The sequence below is a fragment of the Pseudomonas sp. NFPP24 genome, assembly GCF_900112095.1.
In the GTDB taxonomy this organism is placed as follows: domain Bacteria; phylum Pseudomonadota; class Gammaproteobacteria; order Pseudomonadales; family Pseudomonadaceae; genus Aquipseudomonas; species Aquipseudomonas extremorientalis.
Genome location: NZ_FOKD01000003.1, coordinates 59,312 through 78,431 on the forward strand (window position 1 = coordinate 59,312; position 19,120 = coordinate 78,431).

The 19,120-nt window shown below is 61.0% G+C and carries 17 protein-coding genes; 4 read left to right on the plus strand and 13 right to left on the minus strand.

The genetic code is table 11. From position 1 onward, the window contains the following. Window positions 1-1,380, minus strand: a complete 1,380-nt coding sequence (locus BM026_RS07060) for an iron-containing redox enzyme family protein (protein ID WP_093527799.1) — start codon at window positions 1,378-1,380, stop codon at window positions 1-3. 901 nt (window positions 1,381-2,281) lie between these two features. Between BM026_RS07060 and BM026_RS07065 the strand changes: the two genes are divergently transcribed. Genes BM026_RS07065 through BM026_RS07075 form a run of 3 tightly spaced genes read left to right on the plus strand, consistent with a single transcriptional unit; the run spans window position 2,282 to window position 5,264 of the window. Further along, window positions 2,282-3,523, plus strand: a complete 1,242-nt coding sequence (locus BM026_RS07065) for a YcaO-like family protein (RefSeq protein ID WP_093512731.1) — start codon at window positions 2,282-2,284, stop codon at window positions 3,521-3,523. Then, window positions 3,520-4,401: a class I SAM-dependent methyltransferase gene (locus BM026_RS07070; RefSeq protein WP_092245173.1), complete on the plus strand. Its 882-nt coding sequence runs from the start codon at window positions 3,520-3,522 to the stop codon at window positions 4,399-4,401. The genes BM026_RS07065 and BM026_RS07070 overlap by 4 nt, the downstream gene beginning before the upstream one ends. Beyond that, window positions 4,398-5,264 (plus strand): alpha/beta fold hydrolase, encoded by an 867-nt coding sequence (locus BM026_RS07075; protein WP_093512733.1) that lies wholly within the window; start codon window positions 4,398-4,400, stop codon window positions 5,262-5,264. The genes BM026_RS07070 and BM026_RS07075 overlap by 4 nt, the downstream gene beginning before the upstream one ends. 45 nt (window positions 5,265-5,309) lie before the next feature. Here BM026_RS07075 and BM026_RS07080 read toward each other — a convergent pair whose 3' ends face one another. Genes BM026_RS07080 through BM026_RS07105 form a run of 6 tightly spaced genes read right to left on the minus strand, consistent with a single transcriptional unit; the run spans window position 5,310 to window position 11,233 of the window. Beyond that, window positions 5,310-7,052 carry an ABC transporter substrate-binding protein gene (locus BM026_RS07080; RefSeq protein ID WP_093512735.1) on the minus strand — a complete coding sequence of 581 codons (1,743 nt, stop codon included), beginning with the start codon at window positions 7,050-7,052 and terminating at the stop codon, window positions 5,310-5,312. 32 nt (window positions 7,053-7,084) lie between these two features. Further along, window positions 7,085-7,357 (minus strand): DUF2160 domain-containing protein, encoded by a 273-nt coding sequence (locus BM026_RS07085; protein WP_003232363.1) that lies wholly within the window; start codon window positions 7,355-7,357, stop codon window positions 7,085-7,087. Window positions 7,358-7,367: 10 nt separating this feature from the next. Then, on the minus strand, window positions 7,368-8,168 hold the full coding sequence (locus tag BM026_RS07090) for a carbohydrate ABC transporter permease (RefSeq protein WP_071491788.1): 801 nt from the start codon (window positions 8,166-8,168) through the stop codon (window positions 7,368-7,370). Between the two features lie 10 nt (window positions 8,169-8,178). Then, complete coding sequence (locus tag BM026_RS07095) at window positions 8,179-9,045, minus strand: carbohydrate ABC transporter permease (protein ID WP_010209674.1); 867 nt, start codon at window positions 9,043-9,045, stop codon at window positions 8,179-8,181. Further along, entirely contained in the window at window positions 9,042-10,139 is a 1,098-nt protein-coding gene (locus BM026_RS07100; protein ID WP_093123738.1) for an ABC transporter ATP-binding protein, read from the minus strand. The genes BM026_RS07095 and BM026_RS07100 overlap by 4 nt, the downstream gene beginning before the upstream one ends. Then, window positions 10,139-11,233 carry an ABC transporter ATP-binding protein gene (locus tag BM026_RS07105; RefSeq protein WP_071491790.1) on the minus strand — a complete coding sequence of 365 codons (1,095 nt, stop codon included), beginning with the start codon at window positions 11,231-11,233 and terminating at the stop codon, window positions 10,139-10,141. Before BM026_RS07105 ends, BM026_RS07100 begins: the two co-directional genes overlap by 1 nt. Before the next feature lie 255 nt (window positions 11,234-11,488). Here BM026_RS07105 and BM026_RS07110 point away from each other — a divergent pair, with 255 nt between their 5' ends. Further along, entirely contained in the window at window positions 11,489-13,306 is a 1,818-nt protein-coding gene (locus BM026_RS07110) for a sigma-54-dependent Fis family transcriptional regulator (protein ID WP_092245164.1), read from the plus strand. Here the strand turns inward: BM026_RS07110 and BM026_RS07115 are convergent. The 6 genes from BM026_RS07115 to BM026_RS07140 all read right to left on the minus strand — a co-directional run bounded on the left by BM026_RS07115 (window position 13,303) and on the right by BM026_RS07140 (window position 19,052). Beyond that, complete coding sequence (locus BM026_RS07115) at window positions 13,303-14,235, minus strand: FecR family protein (RefSeq protein ID WP_092245161.1); 933 nt, start codon at window positions 14,233-14,235, stop codon at window positions 13,303-13,305. The genes BM026_RS07110 and BM026_RS07115 overlap by 4 nt on opposite strands. After that, window positions 14,232-14,774, minus strand: a complete 543-nt coding sequence (locus BM026_RS07120) for a sigma-70 family RNA polymerase sigma factor (protein ID WP_071491793.1) — start codon at window positions 14,772-14,774, stop codon at window positions 14,232-14,234. Before BM026_RS07120 ends, BM026_RS07115 begins: the two co-directional genes overlap by 4 nt. 81 nt (window positions 14,775-14,855) lie before the next feature. After that, window positions 14,856-16,967, minus strand: coding sequence for a TonB-dependent receptor family protein (locus tag BM026_RS07125; protein WP_093527802.1), 2,112 nt, complete (start codon window positions 16,965-16,967; stop codon window positions 14,856-14,858). A gap of 190 nt (window positions 16,968-17,157) precedes the next feature. Next, the gene (locus BM026_RS07130) at window positions 17,158-17,427 is read right to left on the minus strand and encodes a hypothetical protein (protein ID WP_092245155.1); all 270 of its coding nucleotides are present in this window, start codon (window positions 17,425-17,427) and stop codon (window positions 17,158-17,160) included. Window positions 17,428-17,563: 136 nt separating this feature from the next. After that, window positions 17,564-18,313: a hypothetical protein gene (locus BM026_RS07135; protein WP_093527805.1), complete on the minus strand. Its 750-nt coding sequence runs from the start codon at window positions 18,311-18,313 to the stop codon at window positions 17,564-17,566. A gap of 421 nt (window positions 18,314-18,734) precedes the next feature. Beyond that, a complete protein-coding gene (locus tag BM026_RS07140) occupies window positions 18,735-19,052 on the minus strand; it encodes a hypothetical protein (RefSeq protein WP_170856081.1) in 318 nt (105 codons plus the stop codon). Window positions 19,053-19,120: the final 68 nt, after the last annotated feature.

The following is a 19,120-nucleotide window of genomic DNA, read 5'->3' on the forward strand; positions in this document are numbered from 1 at the left end:
TTAGCGCAATCGCGCGCGCAATTGAATAAAGCGGCGGGTCGCGTACAACCCGGCGGGCGTGCAATGGCGTCGCGCCGACATCCACGGGATCAGTGCGTTGAGCTGCTGTTGATCGGACAGGTTGCACAATGAATCAACCAGCGCCTGGGTGTCCGGGTCCGTCGGGCGTTGCTGCTCGCGGGAAAACCGGCTGCCGCGCCCGGGCCGCACGGGCGGCACACGTTTGTCACTGATCCAGTCGCCGGCGATCCAATCGTGCAGCATCTGTTTTTCATAGCCGCTGAACACGCCGAACATCGCCGCGCCCGCGCCCTCGATCAGTTGCCAGAATCGACTTTCGGCCGGGTCCTGGTTGCGCTTGATCCAGCCCTTGTCTTCCAGTGCCTGGAGAAAGGCGCCGATCTGCCCCGGCTGACCCAGCCACTGGTTGACGGTCTTGCCTTCGAAGCGGCAATAGTCCGAGTGCATGTGTTGGCCGAAGCTGCGCTTGCGCTCGAGCATCGCGACCACTTCGTACTGCAGGTTGAAACCGCTGATAATCGCGGTGGTTCCCGGGCCCAGGTCGTTGAGGCGGTACCCCTCGGCCACCCGGCGGTAGAAATCCGCCCTGCCCTCGCCCAGCGGCAGCAGGCTCAGTACCGACTGCGCTGCCTTGCAGGCGTGGCCGCTGCTGGCGTTGTCGATGGTCACGTGCAGGGTGAAGTAATACGGATCGATGCCCAGTTCGCTCAACTCGTAGGCGGTGATCAACAGGTGCAGGGGCAACTGTTCGTAGCCCAGGTTGAAGCCGATGATCTCGGGCAGAAAGTCCTGCGCGCACAGGCCCAAGGCCATTTGCAGGGCGCCCTGCAGGTAATGCGCGTCTTCAAGGCCGGCTTCGCTGTCGGCATCGTGCTCGCTGAGCAGTTTGCGGTAGATCACCACATGGTTCTGTGCAGCTATACCATCGCCCAGTTCCTCAAGATACGTGGTGAGCAGACCGTCAAAGCGGGGGTCCAGCCAGTGGCGCAGCAGGCCATTGAGCCAAGCGCCGTCGACCTGTTTGGTCGGGGCTACGTGTTGCAGGAAATACAGCGCATGGGCCTTGTTCTGGAAATAGCGACGTGGCCGACCTTGTTGGCGTTGTTCAAGGTAATCGGCATAGGCCTGGGCCACCTGCGCGCAACGCTGCTCGACCCAGGCGGGCAGTTCCTCGGGCACCGGGGGCAAGTCGCCGGGGCGGTCCTGCACCTGCGCCAACTGCGCTTGCAGGAACTCCCGCGCCGCCCGTTCAGCGCCCTGGGCTTCACCATAGAGCTGCTGATAAATCCCCTGGTACTGGCCAGGAGCTGAAGGGGTGATGGAGGCCGGCTGGCCCGACAACGCGGTAAGAAGCGTCATGATGGCAGTTTCCACAAAGTCCGATACAACCAGGCCTCCCGACAAGGAGGCCCCGCAAGAGCGCTCAGTACCACACGCTTCTAAAGTGAAGAGCATCGTGGTGTGCGGAAAATTCAATCGGGGTTGAAGAGGGGCGGATCGACGGTCAGGAGCGGTACGGTCTTGAATGCCTCCCGCCACGGTGGGGTCACTTTGCGGCACATGCTGCGCCTCCACCAGAGCGTTCAGCCGGGCGCAAAGGCTACCACCGGCGCGGGATACGGCGCGGACTCCAGGCGATTACAAACGCCAGCGGCGTAACAGCCAGTAAAGGCTGTATGCAGGAACCGGGCATGCCGCATCGGTTTTTTTGTAAACGATGTCGACAGGTTCTGTAGTACCCCGACGACGATCACCTCCCTGGGCGCTCACCACCGTTTCAACATCGCGAAAAGCCCAACGCGCCCGAAAGAATATCCAGCAGCTCCCCACGGCAACGCCCTAATGGGCGCATCGTTGGACGATGGCTATCACCGCAGGCGCAGCCCGTGGTTTTTGGGCATCCCCCCCTTTCGGCAATGGTCAACAATTGGAGTGAATGGATTTGTTTCCACCGCCCCGCGCCGTGGTCTTCGCAACAGTTGCTCACATTTGCCTGACAGTCCCCATTTTTTATAGGTTCTAGCCGTGCTCATCGAGAGCACGCGACTCCACCCAATCAAACAACAAAAGAGGTTCAGATATGGGATACATGGCTAGCTTGAACGCAAACAAAATCGCCGAGATGGAACAACTGGAGCAGGAGCATACGGACGACTTCATCGAGGCGCTGCAACTCACTGACACGGAAAAAGCCGAGCTGGAAGCCGAGTAAGTGAGTCGGGGAGAGGCGCTGCCTCTCCTCCTTCCGGGAGTCATCGTCATGCACACCACCCACGCCATCGCCCCTGAACGCAGCCAGTCCCTGGAGCATGCACACCAACAAATTCTCTCCCAGCTGAAGGCGCTCAAGTTGCGCTCACACCTGCGCACCGTGGGTGAAGAAGCGCTTTGCGTGCAGGCCTGCCTGTACGACGCGCAGTCAACCGAAGTCGCACGCGGTGCAGGCAAGGGCCACCTGGAAGCGGCACGCGTCGGCGCCCTCTATGAAGCACTGGAACATTATCTGAGCGACGACCTGCATGCATCGCCCCTTCATCGCCAGTCGTCCGGTTACTTTGCCAGTCACTCACGCTTTGAGGATGACGGCGCACTGGCATTGCTGGCCGTACAACAAGAAGACGCCATCGTCTGCCGCACCTACCGCAGCCTGGTGGATGATCAGTGGTTTTCCTACCCACTGGCGTTGACCTGCCCGCGCTACTGCGAACAACCGCTGCACGACGATCCGACTGACCTGCGCGCGCTGCGCCGTTATTCGAGCAACAGCGGAACCGCCATCGGCGCCACCCGCGACGAGGCATTGCTCCATGCCTTGAATGAAAATATTGAACGGGATGCCCTGTCTCTGTTTCTGCTGGAACACTTTTACTATCAGCACCCATCCGGCCTGCGCCGGGTCGAGCCACACAGCCTCGATCCCGAGTCCAGGAGCGTGCTGGATGCACTGCGTCAGCAGTTCAACGCCGAAGTGGTTGTGCTGGACATCAGCCGTGAGTTCTGTACGACCACCTGCCTGGCGTTCATCAATACGCCTTCGACAACGCCCGTGGTGTACGGCAGCGGCACCTCCCTGACGCCCACTCATGCGGCCTGGCGTGCGCTGGCAGAACTTGCACAACTGCAGGCGCTGGCGGCCGAACCGCTCTTGAGCCGCCACTTGCTCAATGCCCAGCGGCATCTTGCCCCATTCGCGCGCCTGCAACGCTGCCTGCAATTCTCCCCGGAACACCTGATGGCGCAACCTGTCGAGTGGGTGCTACTGCACGAGCACGAGCCCCTATCGGATCTCGGCGAGCAGATCACCCGTCTGGTGGACGACATGGCCCGCCACAACCTGACACCCGGTGTATGCAACCTGTTTCAAAGCCGGCTCGGTACTACGCTCGTGCAGGTAGTGATCCCTGGGCTGGAACGGTTTTTCCTGGTCTCTACCGGCAATATCGTGGTGCCGCAACAACGCGGCCGGCGCCTGCGCGGTGAGCCGCTGGGTGTCTCGCGATGAGCGCCGCGTCCTTGCAACGCCATCTGGAGCCGCTGGGGTTCGGGCTGGCTCGGCTGTTTGTACTGGATACCGGAAGCGTTCGCTGGGCTGGCCGCAACAGACCGTTGCCCGCCCACCAGGGGCAACGCCGCCTGAGCAGCATCTTGCACCCGGCCATGCTGCTGGGCCCGCTCACCGAGCAACACTGGAGCAATGAAGGTGTTGCGTTGTTTTATCAAGCCACGACAGCCGCGGCCAAGCATCATGCATTTATCGAAGCCCGACGCAATGCCCACAGCGAAGTGTGCTTTCCCTACCCACCACTGGGGCCGCACGCCGAGGAGTTCATCTGCCCGCCAGACTTCTGGGAGTGCGACGATGCGCGTGCCGCGCAGTTGAACATTGATGAAGCGCACTTTCGCGAACGCTGTGTCGCCGTACTGCGCGAACGCCTCAAGCCGGGAGCGCTGATCCATGACCCGGCGTGCTCAACCGGCGAGTTGATCGCTCATCTGGCCCAGGCACTCCCCCGCTGCCTGTGCCTGGGCTCGGACCTTTCGGTTTCGATGGTCCGCTATGCAGCGCAGCGCCACGCCGGCTTGCCCGTACGTTTCAGGCAAGCGGACGCCGCACGCGAAAGCCCTGCCTGTGATGCATTGATCCTGCGCTTCCTCAATGCCGAAGTGGTCACCCGGCATGATGCCGACACCTTGCTGCGCACGTTGCTCGGAAGCCTCAAGCCAGGCGGCGTGGCCCTGGTATTTGGCCATACGCCCGTGCTGCCGGCAGTTCGCTGGGTTGCACAAACACTGGGCATCACCCTGGAAGCCTGTATCGCGGCCCGGCCGGGCCAGCTTGAATTGTTCCAGTTCTACCAGCTCACCCGTCCTTCTGCATGACGCACCTTCAAAGCAGCGGTTACTTGCCGGTATCCGATAACCACCAGTTGTACTGGGAGCGACACGGTCGGGAAGGCGCCGAGCCGGTGTTCTTCCTGCACGGTGGACCAGGCGGCTGCTCCAGCCGTGATCACCTGGCGTTTTTCAACCTGGAGCACTTCGATATCGTGCTGTTCGACCAGCGCGGTGGCGGGCGCTCAACCCCTCACGGTGAGCGGCTAGGCAACGAAACGGAACGGATCATCGACGACATTGAGACGCTACGCGAGCATTTCGGTTTTGCCCAAATCACTGTGCTCGGGGTTTCCTGGGGCAGTTGGCTGGCGTTGAAGTATGCCTGGCAGCGTCCATCGCACGTACACCGGTTGGTACTGGCATCGCTGTTCGTCCCCAGCCCGGAGAATCTGGTGATCTACCACCACGCCGTGACTCGGTACTTGAGCGCCAAGGCGTTCACGTCGTTCGAGCAGGTGTGCGAGGACCTCGACCAACCTTGCCGGCAGCTGCAGCGCCAGGCGGCGCTGGCGTGGGTCGGCGCGGCGCTGCACCTGAATCGCCAACGCATGGACAAGGCCGCCCTGGAGCACTTTATCGACGATGTCGCCGTGCGCGCGATTCGCCTGGAAGTGCACTACCATCGTGCCGGCTATTTTTTTCACGAACAGGATCAAGGGCTGATGCTGCGCTGTAGCTGCCAAGTGATACAGGGCATCCATGACCCTGTCGGGTTGTCGAGCCTGCGTTGGTTGCGTCAGCGGGCATTGTTGAAATGCAGGCTGTTTCGCGCCGGGCATGACGCCTTCGATCCCGTACTGGTGAGTGGGATTGAGCAAAGCCTGATGGCGACAAACAGGGGACCGTAAAACGGCACGCAAGCGTGCCGTAATGCCCTCCTCCACTGACCGCTATTACTTGCGCGCAGCCTCCCACTGCTTGAGCAGGTCGCCGTAGGCCACGGTCTCGCCTTTCGGTTTCTCGTTGGCCAGTTTCGGCTTCGGCGCACCCGGCTGGTCGAACCAGTATTGCGCGTCACGCTCGGGGTTCATTTTCGGGCCACACACCGGTTGCACCTTGGAGCGTTCCAGGCGCGTCATGATCGCGTCCTGTTCCTTGGCCAGGTTGTCCAGCGCCTGTTGCGGGGTTTGCTCGCCGCTGGCAGCCCTGGCGATGTTGCCCCACCACAGTTGCGCCAGGCGTGGGTAGTCCGGCACGTTGGTGCCGGTCGGGGTCCACTCGACGCGGGCCGGGCTGCGGTAGAACTCCACCAGGCCACCGAGTTTCGGCGCCATGTCGGTCATGGCCTGGGAGTTGATGTCGGACTCACGGATCGGCGTGAGGCCAACGATGGTTTTCTTCAGCGACACGGTTTTCGAGGTCACGAACTGCGCGTAGAGCCAGGCCGCGAGTTTCTGTTTCTCAGGCGTCGACTTGAGGAAGGTCCAGGAGCCTACGTCCTGATAGCCCTTCTTCATGCCCTTTTCCCAGTAAGGTCCCACCGGCGACGGCGCCATACGCCATTTCGGCGTGCCGTCGGCATTCACCACCGGCAAGCCCGGTTTGGTCATGTCGGCGGTAAACGCGGTGTACCAGAAGATCTGCTGGGCGATGTTGCCTTGGGACGGCACCGGGCCGGATTCGGAGAACGTCATGCCCGCCGCTTCCGGCGGCGCGTAGGCTTTCATCCAGTCCACGTATTTCTGCGTAGCAAACACTGCGGCCGGGCCGTTGGTGTCGCCGCCACGGGTGACGCTGGAGCCCACCGGATGGCAGTCCTCCACGCGAATGCCCCACTCGTCCACCGGCAGGCCGTTGGGCAGGCCCTTGTCGCCGCCACCGGCCATGGAGAACCAGGCATCGGTGAAGCGCCAGCCCAGGGACGGGTCTTTCTTGCCGTAGTCCATGTGCCCATACACGCGCTTGCCGTCGATTTCCTTGACGTCTTCGCTGAAGAACTTGGCGATGTCTTCATAGGCCGACCAGTTCACCGGTACGCCGAGGTCGTAGCCGTATTTTTCCTTGAACTTGGCTTTCAGCTCCGGACGCTCGAACCAGTCGGCGCGGAACCAGTAGAGGTTGGCAAACTGCTGGTCGGGCAACTGATAGATCTTGCCGTCCGGCGCGGTGGTAAAGGAAATGCCGATAAAGTCCTTGATATCCAGGGTCGGCGAGGTGAAATCCTTGCCTTCGTTGGCCATCAGGTCGGTGATGGATTCGGTCTTGCCGTAGCGAAAGTGCGTGCCGATCAGGTCCGAGTCGTTGACCCAGCCGTCGTAGATGTTCTTGTCGGACTGCATCTGGGTCTGCAGCTTCTCCACCACGTCGCCTTCCTGCAACAGGTCGTGGGTCAGCTTGATCCCGGTGATTTCCGTGAAGGCCTTGGCCAGCACCTTGGACTCGTACTCGTGGGTGGTGAGGGTTTCCGACACCACGTTGATCTTCATCCCACGGAACGGTTCGGCGGCCTTGATAAACCACTTCAATTCCGCCAACTGCTGGTCGGCCGTGAGGGTGGACGGTTTGAACTCGCTGCCGATCCATTTTTTCGCGGCATCTTCGTACGCATCGGCCCAGGCCGAAGCGCTCAAACCGCTCATAGCCAGTACGGCGGCCAATGAAATGCTATGTCGCAGCTTATTGTTCTTATTCAACATAGAGACCTCCTGGTTGTTTATTCATAAGGGCATCAGCCCCAACGCATCACACTCAACAGCCATACCAGGGAGAGCGCGGACGCTACCCAGATGCTCCAGTCGGTAACGCCGATCACCAGCAAATGCAGGTAGGCGCTGCCGAGAAGACCGATAAACAAACGATCACCACGGGTGGTGCTGATTGGCAAAAAGCCCCGCCGGGGGATACTCGGCGAACGCAGCTCCCAGGTGGTCATGCCCGCGAGGATCAGGGCTATGCCGCCAAAGAACAGCGCGGTGGGGGTGGTCCAGGCCATCCATTCCATCATCGACTCCTCAGACCCGGCCCAGGGCAAAGCCCTTGGCCACGTGGTTGCGAACAAACCAGATCACCAGCATGCCGGGCAGGATAGTCAACACCCCCGCCGCCGCCAGCACGCCCCAATCGATACCCGATGCCGACACCGTGCGCGTCATCACTGCCGCAATCGGCTTGGCGTTGACCGAGGTCAGGGTGCGCGCCAGCAGCAGCTCGACCCAGGAAAACATGAAGCAGAAAAACGCCGTCACACCGATGCCGGAGCCAATCAACGGGATAAAAATCTTCACGAAAAACTTCGGAAACGAGTAGCCGTCGATGTAGGCGGTTTCGTCGATTTCCTTGGGCACGCCGGACATGAAACCCTCCAGGATCCACACCGCCAACGGCACGTTGAACAGGCAGTGGGCCAGGGCCACGGCGATGTGCGTGTCGAACAACCCAATCGACGAGTACAACTGGAAGAATGGCAGCAGAAACACCGCCGGTGGCGCCATGCGGTTGGTCAGCAGCCAGAAAAACAGGTGCTTGTCACCGAGGAAGCGGTAGCGCGAAAACGCGTAGGCCGCCGGCAGCGCCACACTCAGGGAGATCACCGTGTTCAGGCTCACGTAGTACAGCGAGTTGAGGTAACCGGTGTACCAGCTCGGGTCAGTGAAGATCACCTTGTAGTTGGCCAGGGTGAAGTCCTGCGGAAACAGCGTCAGCCCGCCGAGGATTTCGGTGTTGCTCTTGAAGGACATGTTCAGCAGCCAGTAGATCGGCACCAGCAGGAACAGGATGTAGATCAGTAGCGGTATCAGCTTTCTCTTGTTCATGTTGGCGGCCTCAGCGGTTGGCGTCGGAGTGGGTCATGGCGGTGTAGAACAGCCAGGACACCAACAGGATGATCAGGAAGTACACCAGGGAAAACGCCGCAGCCGGGCCCAGGTCGAATTGGCCTACGGCCATCTGGGTCAGCGTCTGACTCAAGAAGGTAGTGGCGTTCCCCGGCCCACCGCCCGTAAGCACGAACGGCTCGGTGTAGATCATAAAACTGTCCATGAACCGCAGCATCACCGCGATCAGCAGCACGCTTTTCATCTTCGGCAACTGGATATGTCGGAATACCGCCCAGGGCGATGCACGATCAATCCGTGCAGCCTGGTAGTACACGTCCGGAATCGCCCGCAACCCCGAATAGCAGAGCAGCGCCACCAGTGAGGTCCAGTGCCATACGTCCATGACCAACACCGTGACCCAGGCGTCCATGGTGTTGGCGGCGTAGTTGTAACTAATGCCCAGGGCATTGAGGCTGTAACCCAACAGGCCGATGTCGGCGCGACCGAAAATCTGCCAGATGGTGCCCACCACGTTCCACGGGATCAGCAACGGAATGGCCAGGATGATCAGCACCAGCGACGACCAGCGGCCCTTGGTCGGCATGGTCAGGGCAATGGCGATGCCCAGCGGGATTTCGATCAGCAGCACACAGGCCGAGTAGATGAACTGACGCAGCAACGAGTCATGCAGGCGCGGGTCGAGCAGCACCTGCTTGTACCAGTCGGCACCGACGAAGTAGCGGCTGGACTGGTCGAAGATGTCCTGCACCGAGTAATTGACCACGGTCATCATCGGGATCACCGCACTGAACGCCACCAGCAGGAACACCGGCAACACCAGCCACCAGGCCTTGTTGTTCTGCACCTTGTTCATGGCTGCACCTCCAGCAGGTAGTCGTCGGCATACACCATCAGCCATTGCGCCGGAAAGCTGATGGACGCCTTGCCTTCCGGCACGGGCTTGTCTTCGGCCAGGCGCACCTTGAGCAGCGCGCCGTCGAGGTTGAGGGTGACGATCTTGTAGGTGCCAAGGTCTTCAAGATGTGTGACATCGGCCTGCAGGGCGTCAGGGTTGTACTCGTCCCATACGTGGATGAATTCCGGGCGGATGCCGACCTGCAGCTTCTTGTAGTCGGTGTTGGCAATACGTTGCTGCAACGCCTCGGACAAGGGCAAATGAATCTCGGCAAAGCGCACCCCGCCCGCCTCGGCTTGCACCTCGATCAGATTCATCCCTGGGCTGCCGATGAAATAGCCGACAAAGGTGTGGCTCGGCCGTTCGAACAGGTCACGCGGCGTGCCGAACTGCACGATCTGCCCGCCGTACATCACTGCGATCTTGTCGGCGAAGGTCGAGGCCTCCAGTTGATCGTGGGTCACATAGACCATGGTGATGTTGAATTGCTCGTGGATCTGCTTGAGTTTGCGCCGCAGTTTCCACTTGAGGTGCGGGTCGATCACCGTCAGCGGTTCATCGAACAGGATCGCCGATACGTCGTCGCGCACTAGGCCACGGCCCATGGAGACTTTCTGTTTTTCGTCGGCGGTGAGGTTGCGCGCCTTTTTGGTCAGCAGGTTTTGCAGGTCGAGGACTTCGGCAATTTCCTGCACCTTGCTGTGAATTTTCGCCTCGGCCATGCCCTGGTTGCGCAGCGGGAATGCCAGGTTGTCGAACACCGTCATGGTGTCGTACACCACCGGGAACTGGAACACCTGGGCGATGTTGCGTTTTTCCGGGGTGAGGTCGTTGACCACTTGAGTGTCGAACAGCACCTGGCCTTCGGACGGGCTGAGCAGGCCGGAGATGATGTTGAGCAACGTCGACTTGCCGCAGCCCGACGGCCCGAGCAAGGCGTAGGCCCCGCCCTGCTCCCACACGTGGTTCATTGCTCGGATAGCGTAGTCTTCAGGCCCTTTCGGCGCAGGGCTGTAGCTGTGCGCCAGGTTCTGCAAATGGATCTCGGCCATCAGGCAACCCTCGCGACACGGCGTCCGGGAGCCTGGACCAAACGGCCCTGGCCATCGAACACAAACAGTTTATGGGTGGGGATATACACGCGGATCGGCGCGTCGACGTCGTACTCGTGCACCCCCGGCAGGTGCAGCACCAGCAGGAAATGTTCGCTGCGCACGTGCAGGAAAGTTTCCGAACCGCTGATCTCGGCGACTTCCACGGTGACCGCCAGCTCCAGGTCGTCATCGTTGCTCGGCACCAGGCTGATGTGGCTGGGGCGTACGCCGAACCGGAACTCGCCTTCGCCGATGGGACGCAGGTCGACGTTGAGTGGGAAGTGCACGAAATTGGCGAAGCTCACTTCATTGCCACTGATGCGCCCCGGCATCAGGTTGATCGGCGGCTCGGAAAACAACTCCGCGGCCAGCACAGTCTGCGGCTGGTGATACACCTCGGCCGCCTTGCCGCTCTGGATCACCCGGCCTTCGTGGAGGATGGTCGTGGTGCCGCCCAGGGCCAGGGCTTCGTTGGGCTCGGTGGTGGCGTAGATCGCGATGGTATGGCGTGCGGCGAACAGTTCGCGCATTTCCTGACGCAGCTCTTCGCGAAGTTTGTAGTCCAGGTTCACCAGCGGCTCATCGAACAGGATCAGTTCGGCATCCTTGACCAGTGCGCGGGCCATGGCCGTGCGCTGCTGCTGGCCGCCGGAGAGTTCCAGGGGGTGACGCTGGAGGAATTTTTCGATGCGCAGCATCCTGGCGGTTTCCAGCACCTTGCTCTGGATCAGCTCGCTGGACACACCCGCCTGGCGCAACGGCGAGGCGATGTTTTCGAACACGGTCATGGTCGGGTAGTTGATGAACTGCTGATACACCATCGACACGTTGCGCAGCCGCACCGGTTTTTGTGTGACATCCACGCCGTTCATCAGGATGCGGCCGCTGTCGGGCTTGTCCAGGCCGGCCATCAGGCGCATCAGGCTGGTCTTGCCGGACAGCGTGCGACCGAGCAAGACGTTGAAGGAACCGGCTTCGAAACGCAGGTTGGCGTCGTCGATCCAGGTCTGGCCTTCGACAACGCGGGAGACATGTTCCAGGGTCAATGACATGACACGACCTTTTTATTATTGGAATGAATCTGGCCAGGTGACAGAGCGAGTTTCGTGCCAAAACGACAAGTGGTTGATGTGCAAGGAAATCAGCTGAAAGCGATGTTCAGGAGTGAACAATTTGGCTGAACAACTGAACAGTCAGGGCCTTGACAATGAACAGTTCTGAACAACACTCTGACGACCAATACAGTGGAATGATTTCCAGCAGTCCGTTGCGCAAGACCCCATAACAATAAAAACGAAGGTCACCCCATGGCCGAACCACTGGCTCACGACACCCTTATCCAGGAATCCTGGCGCCGTTGCCGCGCCTTTGGCCTGGACCATCAGAGCACGCCCAGCTTCGACCAGCTCCCCGCTGAGGGCATCAGCCAATTGCTGGAGAGCCAGCATTCGCTGGTGCAGACCACCCACCAGGAAGTGCTGCCCTACTACGAGAACATCCTGAGCAATTCCAACTGCCTGATCATGCTGGCCGACAACCAGGGCCAGGTGCTGACCAGTTGGGGCACCCAGCGCTTTATCGAGCCCAAGCTGGCCCGTGGTTTCAACCCCGGCGCCAGCTGGATGGAGCGTTCCAGCGGCACCAATGCCATCGGCACCGCGTTGGCCTGCGCCCAGGCGGTGCATATCGAACACGATGAACACTTTCTCAAGGCCAACCGCTTCATGACCGGCTCGGCGGCGCCGATCTTCGACGCCCAGCGCGAGATCATCGCGGTGCTGGATGTGTCCAGCGACAGCTACCTGCCGCCCTCCCACACCCTGGGCATGGTCAAGATGATGAGCCAGACCGTGGAGAACCGGCTGATCCTCAACCTGTTTCGCGGCGAACATTTCCAGCTGACCTTCAACACCGGGCTGAGCAACCTCGACAGCCAGTGGGCCGGCCTGCTGATCTTTGATGAAAGCGGCCAGGTGCTGTCGGCCAATCGACGTGCCGACAACCTGCTGGGCATCAGCCTGTCGCGGGTGATGATCGACAGCCTGTTCAAGGTATCGTTGCTGGAACTGTTGAACCAACCGGAAGGCCTGCCCTTCTCCCTGCAAGCGGCGGGACGCAATCGCTTCCAGTGCTTGTTGAAGCGTCCCAGGCAGATGCCGGTGCAGGCGCGCGTGTTCACCGAGCCGGCGCCATCGAAGCCTGCGCCGATTGGCCTCAAGACTTTGCATTTCGGCGACGCGCGCGTCGAGAAAGCCGTGCGCCAGGCCGAGCGCCTGCTGGAAAAAGACATTCCGCTGCTGATTCACGGCGAAACCGGCGTGGGCAAGGAGGTGTTCGTCAAAGCCCTGCACCACGCCAGCTCGCGCAGCCAGAAGGCATTTATCGCGGTGAACTGCGCGGCGATTCCCGCCGAATTGGTGGAATCGGAGCTGTTCGGCTATGAAAAGGGCGCGTTCACCGGCGCCAACCAGAAAGGCAGCATCGGCCTGATCCGCAAGGCCGACAAGGGCACGCTGTTTCTCGACGAGATCGGTGATATGCCGCTGCCCACCCAGGCCCGCTTGCTACGGGTGTTGCAGGAGCGTTGCGTGCAACCGGTAGGCAGCAGCGAGTTGTTCCCGGTGGATTTGCGCATCATCTCGGCCACCAACCGTGCACTGCGGGATCTGGTACAGGCTGGGCGTTTCCGTGAGGATTTGTACTACCGCATCGGTGGCCTGACCCTGGAACTGCCGCCGTTACGCGAGCGCACCGACAAGCGGGCGCTGTTCCAGCAACTGTGGCAGCAACACCGCGAGCCGACACAATGGGCGGGCCTGAGCGCCGAAGTACTGGCGCTGTTCGAGCGGCACCCGTGGCCGGGGAATTTGCGCCAGGTGAGCAGTGTGTTGCAGGTGGCGCTGGCCATGGCCGAGGAACAGCCGATCCGTGCAGAGCACCTGCCGGACGATTTCTTCGTGGATTTGAACGTCGCGGCGCCGCCGCCCGCCAGTGAGTACCTGGATGACAGCATCGACCTGAACCAGCGCTTGAAAGCTGCCGGCGGCAATATCTCCCATCTGGCACGAGAGCTGGGGGTGAGCCGCAATACCCTGTACAAACGCCTGCGCCAGAACGAAGGCTAGCGCGGCTTGACCACCACCAGCAGGTCGGTGAAGTACTCCACCTGGATCGGCAGGTTATCGGCCAGTGACGACAACGCCGCCGACGTGTCGTCCAGCTTGAACACCCCGGACACCCGCAGGTTTTGCAGGGCCTGGGGGTCGAAACGCAGCAAGCCGTGGCGGTAGCTGGCGAGGGTTTGCAAGACCTCGCTCAAGGGTTGGTCGTTGACCTTGAGCAGGCCGCGGGTCCAGGCGTCGGGATCGCTGTCACCGATGGCTTGCGGCGGCTGGGCGCGGCCGTGGTCGAGCACCGAACGCTGGCCGGCCGTGACCTTGACCCCATCGCCGGCATCGCCTTTGATCGCGACCGTGGACTCGATCACCGTGACCACCGTGGTGCCGTCTGCCGCGCGCTTGACCAGATAACGCGTGCCCAACGCAGTGGCCGTGCCCTGGTCGGTGCGAACCACGAACGGCCGTTGCGCATCCTTCGCCACCTCGACCCAGAGCTCGCCTTGCAGCAGTTCGATCACCCGTTGATGACCGTCGAACTGCACATCCACCGCCGAGTTGCTGTTGAGCTGCAACTGGCTGCCATCTTCGAGGGCGATCTGCCGACGCTCACCGACACCGGTACGTTGGTCGGCCATCCACACCGGCAAGTGTTGCAGGCCCAGCCAGCCGCACAGAACCAGGCCGAGCACACCCACCACCTGCGCGCCACGTGGGCGTCGCGGGGTGAAGGCGCGGTTCAGGGCAATGCGCGCTGGCTTGGCGGGCAAGGCATCGAGGCTGCCCCATAACGCACTCATGCGCTCGATGGCCACGGCGTGGCGCGGGTCGGCCTGGCGCCAGGTGTTGAACGCCTGGCGGTCGGCGTCGGTCACGCCTTCGTCGTGCAGGCGAGTCAGCCACTGTGCGGCTTGCTGGATGATCTGCTCGGAACTCATGCCAGCGGGTCTGCCGGGTGCAGGCTGTGGTAGCAATGCACCAGGGCGCTGGAAATGTAGTTTTTGACGGTGCTGGAGGAAACGTCCAGGCGCAGGGCGATTTCGCTGTAGGTCAGCCCGTCGAGGCGGCTCAACAGGAATGCTTCGCGGGCTTTGAAAGGCAAGCCGGCGAGCATCTCTGCGATACGCTCCAGGGCTTGCAAGGCCACATGAATCGCAGCCGGGTCGGGCATGTCGGCGTCTTCGCACTGGATCACCAGGGCTTCCATGTAGGCTTTTTCGATACGACGGCGACGGGCACTGTCGATCAACAACCGACCAGCCGTGGTGGCCAGAAAAGCGCGAGGCTCCTTGATACTCTGCGGCTCGGCCAGCATCAGGACGCGGATAAACGCGTCATGGGCCAGGTCGGCGGCCTGCTGGGAACACCCGAGTTTCTTGCGCAGCCAGCCGTGCAACCAGCCGTGGTGCTCGCTGTACATCGCCGTGAGGGTCTGCTGGCGAACGGAGTCGCCCAGCGCGGCCGGAATGTCATGCATGCGCAAAAAGATCTCAAATGGGAAGAGTTACCAATTGCGCGAACAATGCCAGTAAAACCCGCTTGGGGCAAGGGCCTGTCTTTAACGCCAGCTCCAGGACACGCCGGTGTAGATGCCACGGCCATCCGCCGGCGTAGAACGCGCTACATCCAACCCCTTGTCGTCATAACCCGGCGTCACGGTATTGGCGTAACGACGGTTGGTCAGGTTGCGCAGGTCGACCCAGGCTTGCCAGTCCTGCTTGGGCGCGTCGTAGCCGAACGTGGCGCCGAGCAGGGTGTAGGACGCGGCGTAGTAGGAATTGGCGTAGTCCACCGCCACCCGTGAGGAATACTCGGTGTTGAGGCTGGTGTAGAAACCCGTCGGATGGCTGTAGCGCAATTGCGCCTGATAGTAGTGCCTGGGGATGCCGGGCAAGGTGTTGTCGCCGAAGCGGTCATCGTCGCGGTAATGGAAGTCGCTGAAGGTGTAGGCCTGGCGCAGCGCAATCCGGCCGTTGCGGCCGCCGTCCCACAACGGGCTGAGCAGGCTCAGTTCCACACCCTGGTGTACGGTGGGGCTGGCGTTGGACTCGGCGATGATGGCATTGCTGGTAGAGGTTTGCGCCTGGGTTTCCACGCTGAGCAATTCGTGGCGCACTTCGGAGCGGTACAGGGCCAGGTCCCACTGGCCGAGCCAGGCCTCACCGCGCCCGCCGATCTCCAGGGTGGTGGCGGTCTGGTTTTTCAGGCTCACGCCCTCCCGTGCCAGGCCTTTGGCCGGACCACCGGTAAAGTATTTGTTGGAACCCCAGATCATCGACCACGCATGCGGCGGCTCGACCGAGCGGCTCAGGTTGCCGTACACCTGCAATTGTGGGGTGAAGTCGTAGCGCAGGCCGATGCGTGGTGCGTAGTCCCAGTCGTGCTGGCTGAGCGGCGCCTGGCCTTCAGGGTAGGTGACCTGGGTCTCGCGGCGGGTATAGATCGCCGCCAGGCCAGTGGTCAGCCACAGGTCAGGCACCAGTTCCAGGTCGTTGCCGATATGCAACACGGTGTCGGAGCCCAGGTAGCTGTAGTCGCGGGTCTTGGTGCCGGGTGCGTAGGTTGCGGTATTGCCGGCAGGCGTGCGCACGTACTCCGAAGCGCCGTTATTGGGCATCGCCTGGGTGGTGCGCAGGCCGACAGTGGTTTTACTGTCATGGCCGAACAGCGTGTCCTGGCGGATGTAATTGAGGGTGCTGCTGATATCGGTGTAGGCGACTTTCAGGCGGTTGGTGCCTTCGCGCAAGTCCATCGGGTAGTCGTGGTAAGCCAGCCCGACTTCGACCCGCGCGTTGTCGTCCAATTGCAGGGAGGTCTTGTTGGCGATCCAGGTGGAGCCCGGTTGCAGGCGCTTGGAATCCCGGGCGGCGTTGAGGCTGTTGGCCGCACGCGGGTCGTGGCTGATCTGGCTGCGCGTGAGTTTGCCTGGGGTGTCGTTGGTGGTTTCGCGGTAACGGAAGTAGAAGCGGGTTTCCAGGTCCGGGTTGAAGCGGTAGCCGAAGTTAGCGGCCACGCCTTTGCCGGTGGCAGCGCTCTGGCGCTGGTAGCCGTCGGATTCGGAATCGGTGAGGCTGATGTAGTAGTCGGCATCCCCCAATACCTGGCCCGAGCTGATCTCGCGCTGGGCGTAGCCTTTGCTGCCCGCTTCGTAACGTAGTTGCAGCTTGGGTGCATCGTAGCCCGTGCGGGTCACATAGTTGACCGCGCCGCCCAAGGCCAACGCGCCCTGATCAAAACCGTTGGCGCCGCGCAGCACTTCGACCCGGCTTTGCCACAAGGGATCTTTCAGCTCATAAGGCGTGCCGCCGGGGCCGGTGAGTGGCAGGCCATCGAACATTTCATACAAGCCGGAGGCATGGGCACCGGGGCTGCGGTTCAGGCCCGAACCACGAATCGAGAGTTTCACCCCTTCGTTGTTGGCCGCCTTGGCATACACTCCGGCCTGATACTTGAACACGTCTTCGTTGGTGCTCACCCTTCCCTGCTGCACGCTGTTCATGTCGATATAGTTGGTGCCGCCGGGCACGCTCTTGAGTTGCGCCTGGGCCACTTCACCGTCGCTGGCTTGGCTGCCGGTGACTTCGACCGGGGCCAATTGCAGGTCTTCGGCGTGCACCAGTGAGCTTAAGGTCAGGGCGGCAAACAAGAGCGGAGGTTGGCGCAGCAGCATCGGGCAGGTCCTTGGAATTCGGGGGGCACCTGGTGGGAAGACAGGGGCGCCCGCCAGGTCACTCCTTATTAACGGACCAGACCCTTCCCACACCAACGTCGGACCAAGACTATTCGCTGCACGAGGGTGGCAGAGCAGCTGGAAGTGGCGAGCGGGCTTGTCCCGCTCGCCACAGTTGCAGTGTCAATCCTCAATGGGAGGGTATCAGCCAGGTTTGCATCAGTTCATCTGCTTCTGATCCCGGAGCAAACCGGAATCCATACATTTCATCCGCACTGAGGATTTTGTCCAGCGCTTCCAATAATTGCGCCTCGGTCGGCGAGTCCCGCAATAACTTGTGCGCTGGCAGCAACACCTCGGCAGAAACGCCTTGGACACTCGCCGCATCGATCACGGCAAAAAGGATAAAACGCAAACGTATTTCGCGATCAGTGGGCCAAACCGTCTTTTGCTTACCCATGGTAGAGGCCTCAAGCTTTCGGAAAAATCCGAGGCTATTGATGAGTACAGGGTGTTTCAACCATCGAGGTACAAGATAGGCCTCTTCCTACAAGGGAAAACGAAACACCGTACCAATCACCCGAGGAAGCCGAGCTTTATTGCACCGGCAGAAAATTCATCAGCAACAAGCTCTGCGCGTAATTGAGACCGATGCGCCGGTAGCGCTCGTCGAGCATCTGGGTCAGCAGGTCGAGGCGCGCAACGATCTTGCCGAACTCCACCGCGAAGCTGAGGTTGCTGCCCTCCTCCGATATCTCGTTGGAGAACAACAGCAGCACGCCATTGGCATCCTGGCGCTTGCTCAGCAGCCAGGTGGCCTTCTCGATATTGCGCGCGGCGTTGCTGACAAACTGCGGGTTGATCGAATCGGTGATGTAGAACTCAGTACGCCCACCGTGGGCGGTCACGATCATGCTGCCGATGGCGTAGATAAACGCGCCGACACGATCGCCTTTGAACTCCGGACTCAGGGAATAACTCAGCGCCGCCAAGTCGCGGCGATCATCCAGGGCCGGCAGCGATCGACGTTGCTCGATGGCCTGGCGGATCTCTCGCGCAGCGCTGACCGCATCTGGATAACCCGACTGACGCCACTGGCTGGGGTTGCGCAAATAGAGCTTGTTCATCAGCAGATACAGGCTTTGCAGGTTGTCGCGCATGCCCAGCGTGGCCATGCGGTCGACACTGGTCTGGAAAAACTCATCGGGTTTGCCGTTGCTGAACTGCTTGGCGATATCCCGCCCCTGTTGCTGGCTGCAACCGCTGGCGCAGAGCATCAACACAGCGGCGAGCAGCAAGGGCTGGCAACCGCGTTGAAGGTTGAAACGAGAAAATGTGCAATCCATCGGCACCCGATCTGATTCATCTGCCCACGCGGGAAATCGGCAGGGCTGGGAAAAGGATAGAGCGGAGAAATCCAAAAAAGTGCAGTGGATCCAGGCAGATAGTTGTAAGCAGAGACCACCGGGCAGGTGAATCGGCGCAATCGTGAAGGATTCGTTTCAGGGCCTATACTGAGAGCAATAGCTGCGTGTGTTTTTTGCGCATTTGCTCATAAGCAGCTGTATAGGAGGTGACGGCAATGAAACATCCAATTCGGGCGCAAATGGTTGTTCAAATGATTTGCCTGCTTTCGGTAGCTCAGCTTTTTTGCTGAACAACGTGTCACCGACTTCAAATTCAGCCGCGGCTGCGGCGCAGGAAGGTATTGCCTGCAACACCCTCAGCATCTGGCCCGACACCCATTGGCCGGGCCAGAACGTGCAACTACAGCAAGACCGTGGCCAGCATGCCCAGAGCCCCCAGGCAAAACCCGATCAGGGCACCTCGCCCGGGCATTTCCTGGAACAGCGCCCAGATCACCACAGGCTCCAGCAGCAATAACGAGGTGATGGAAACGACTGTCACCACCCAGATATCACCGACCGCCCGATACCCCAGCCAGTAAGCTCCCAGCAGGCAAAGCCCGGCAAAACACATCACCACCACCGGCATGACGAACGCCTGCCATGAACCGTCGCCCGCCTGAGCCAGCCGGGCGGTGATTACCTCGCTGTAGATTGCACAAAATTCACCAAGGACCATCAACCCTAGAGCAGAAACTCCGAGTAGTTCTTTGGACATATCAAAAACTCCTTCGTATTCAACGCACT

Coding starts and splice junctions, on each gene's coding strand:
- BM026_RS07060 (WP_093527799.1), bottom strand. CDS start 1,380: ATGACGCTTCTTACCGCGTTGTCGGGCCAGCCGGCCTCCATCACCCCT.
- BM026_RS07100 (WP_093123738.1), bottom strand. CDS start 10,139: ATGGCCGAGATCCATTTGCAGAACCTGGCGCACAGCTACAGCCCTGCG.
- BM026_RS07095 (WP_010209674.1), bottom strand. CDS start 9,045: ATGAACAAGGTGCAGAACAACAAGGCCTGGTGGCTGGTGTTGCCGGTG.
- BM026_RS07110 (WP_092245164.1), top strand. CDS start 11,489: ATGGCCGAACCACTGGCTCACGACACCCTTATCCAGGAATCCTGGCGC.
- BM026_RS07090 (WP_071491788.1), bottom strand. CDS start 8,168: ATGAACAAGAGAAAGCTGATACCGCTACTGATCTACATCCTGTTCCTG.
- BM026_RS07075 (WP_093512733.1), top strand. CDS start 4,398: ATGACGCACCTTCAAAGCAGCGGTTACTTGCCGGTATCCGATAACCAC.
- BM026_RS07120 (WP_071491793.1), bottom strand. CDS start 14,774: ATGCATGACATTCCGGCCGCGCTGGGCGACTCCGTTCGCCAGCAGACC.
- BM026_RS07130 (WP_092245155.1), bottom strand. CDS start 17,427: ATGGGTAAGCAAAAGACGGTTTGGCCCACTGATCGCGAAATACGTTTG.
- BM026_RS07105 (WP_071491790.1), bottom strand. CDS start 11,233: ATGTCATTGACCCTGGAACATGTCTCCCGCGTTGTCGAAGGCCAGACC.
- BM026_RS07140 (WP_170856081.1), bottom strand. CDS start 19,052: ATGGTCCTTGGTGAATTTTGTGCAATCTACAGCGAGGTAATCACCGCC.
- BM026_RS07135 (WP_093527805.1), bottom strand. CDS start 18,313: ATGGATTGCACATTTTCTCGTTTCAACCTTCAACGCGGTTGCCAGCCC.
- BM026_RS07065 (WP_093512731.1), top strand. CDS start 2,282: ATGCACACCACCCACGCCATCGCCCCTGAACGCAGCCAGTCCCTGGAG.
- BM026_RS07125 (WP_093527802.1), bottom strand. CDS start 16,967: ATGCTGCTGCGCCAACCTCCGCTCTTGTTTGCCGCCCTGACCTTAAGC.
- BM026_RS07115 (WP_092245161.1), bottom strand. CDS start 14,235: ATGAGTTCCGAGCAGATCATCCAGCAAGCCGCACAGTGGCTGACTCGC.
- BM026_RS07080 (WP_093512735.1), bottom strand. CDS start 7,052: ATGTTGAATAAGAACAATAAGCTGCGACATAGCATTTCATTGGCCGCC.
- BM026_RS07070 (WP_092245173.1), top strand. CDS start 3,520: ATGAGCGCCGCGTCCTTGCAACGCCATCTGGAGCCGCTGGGGTTCGGG.
- BM026_RS07085 (WP_003232363.1), bottom strand. CDS start 7,357: ATGGAATGGATGGCCTGGACCACCCCCACCGCGCTGTTCTTTGGCGGC.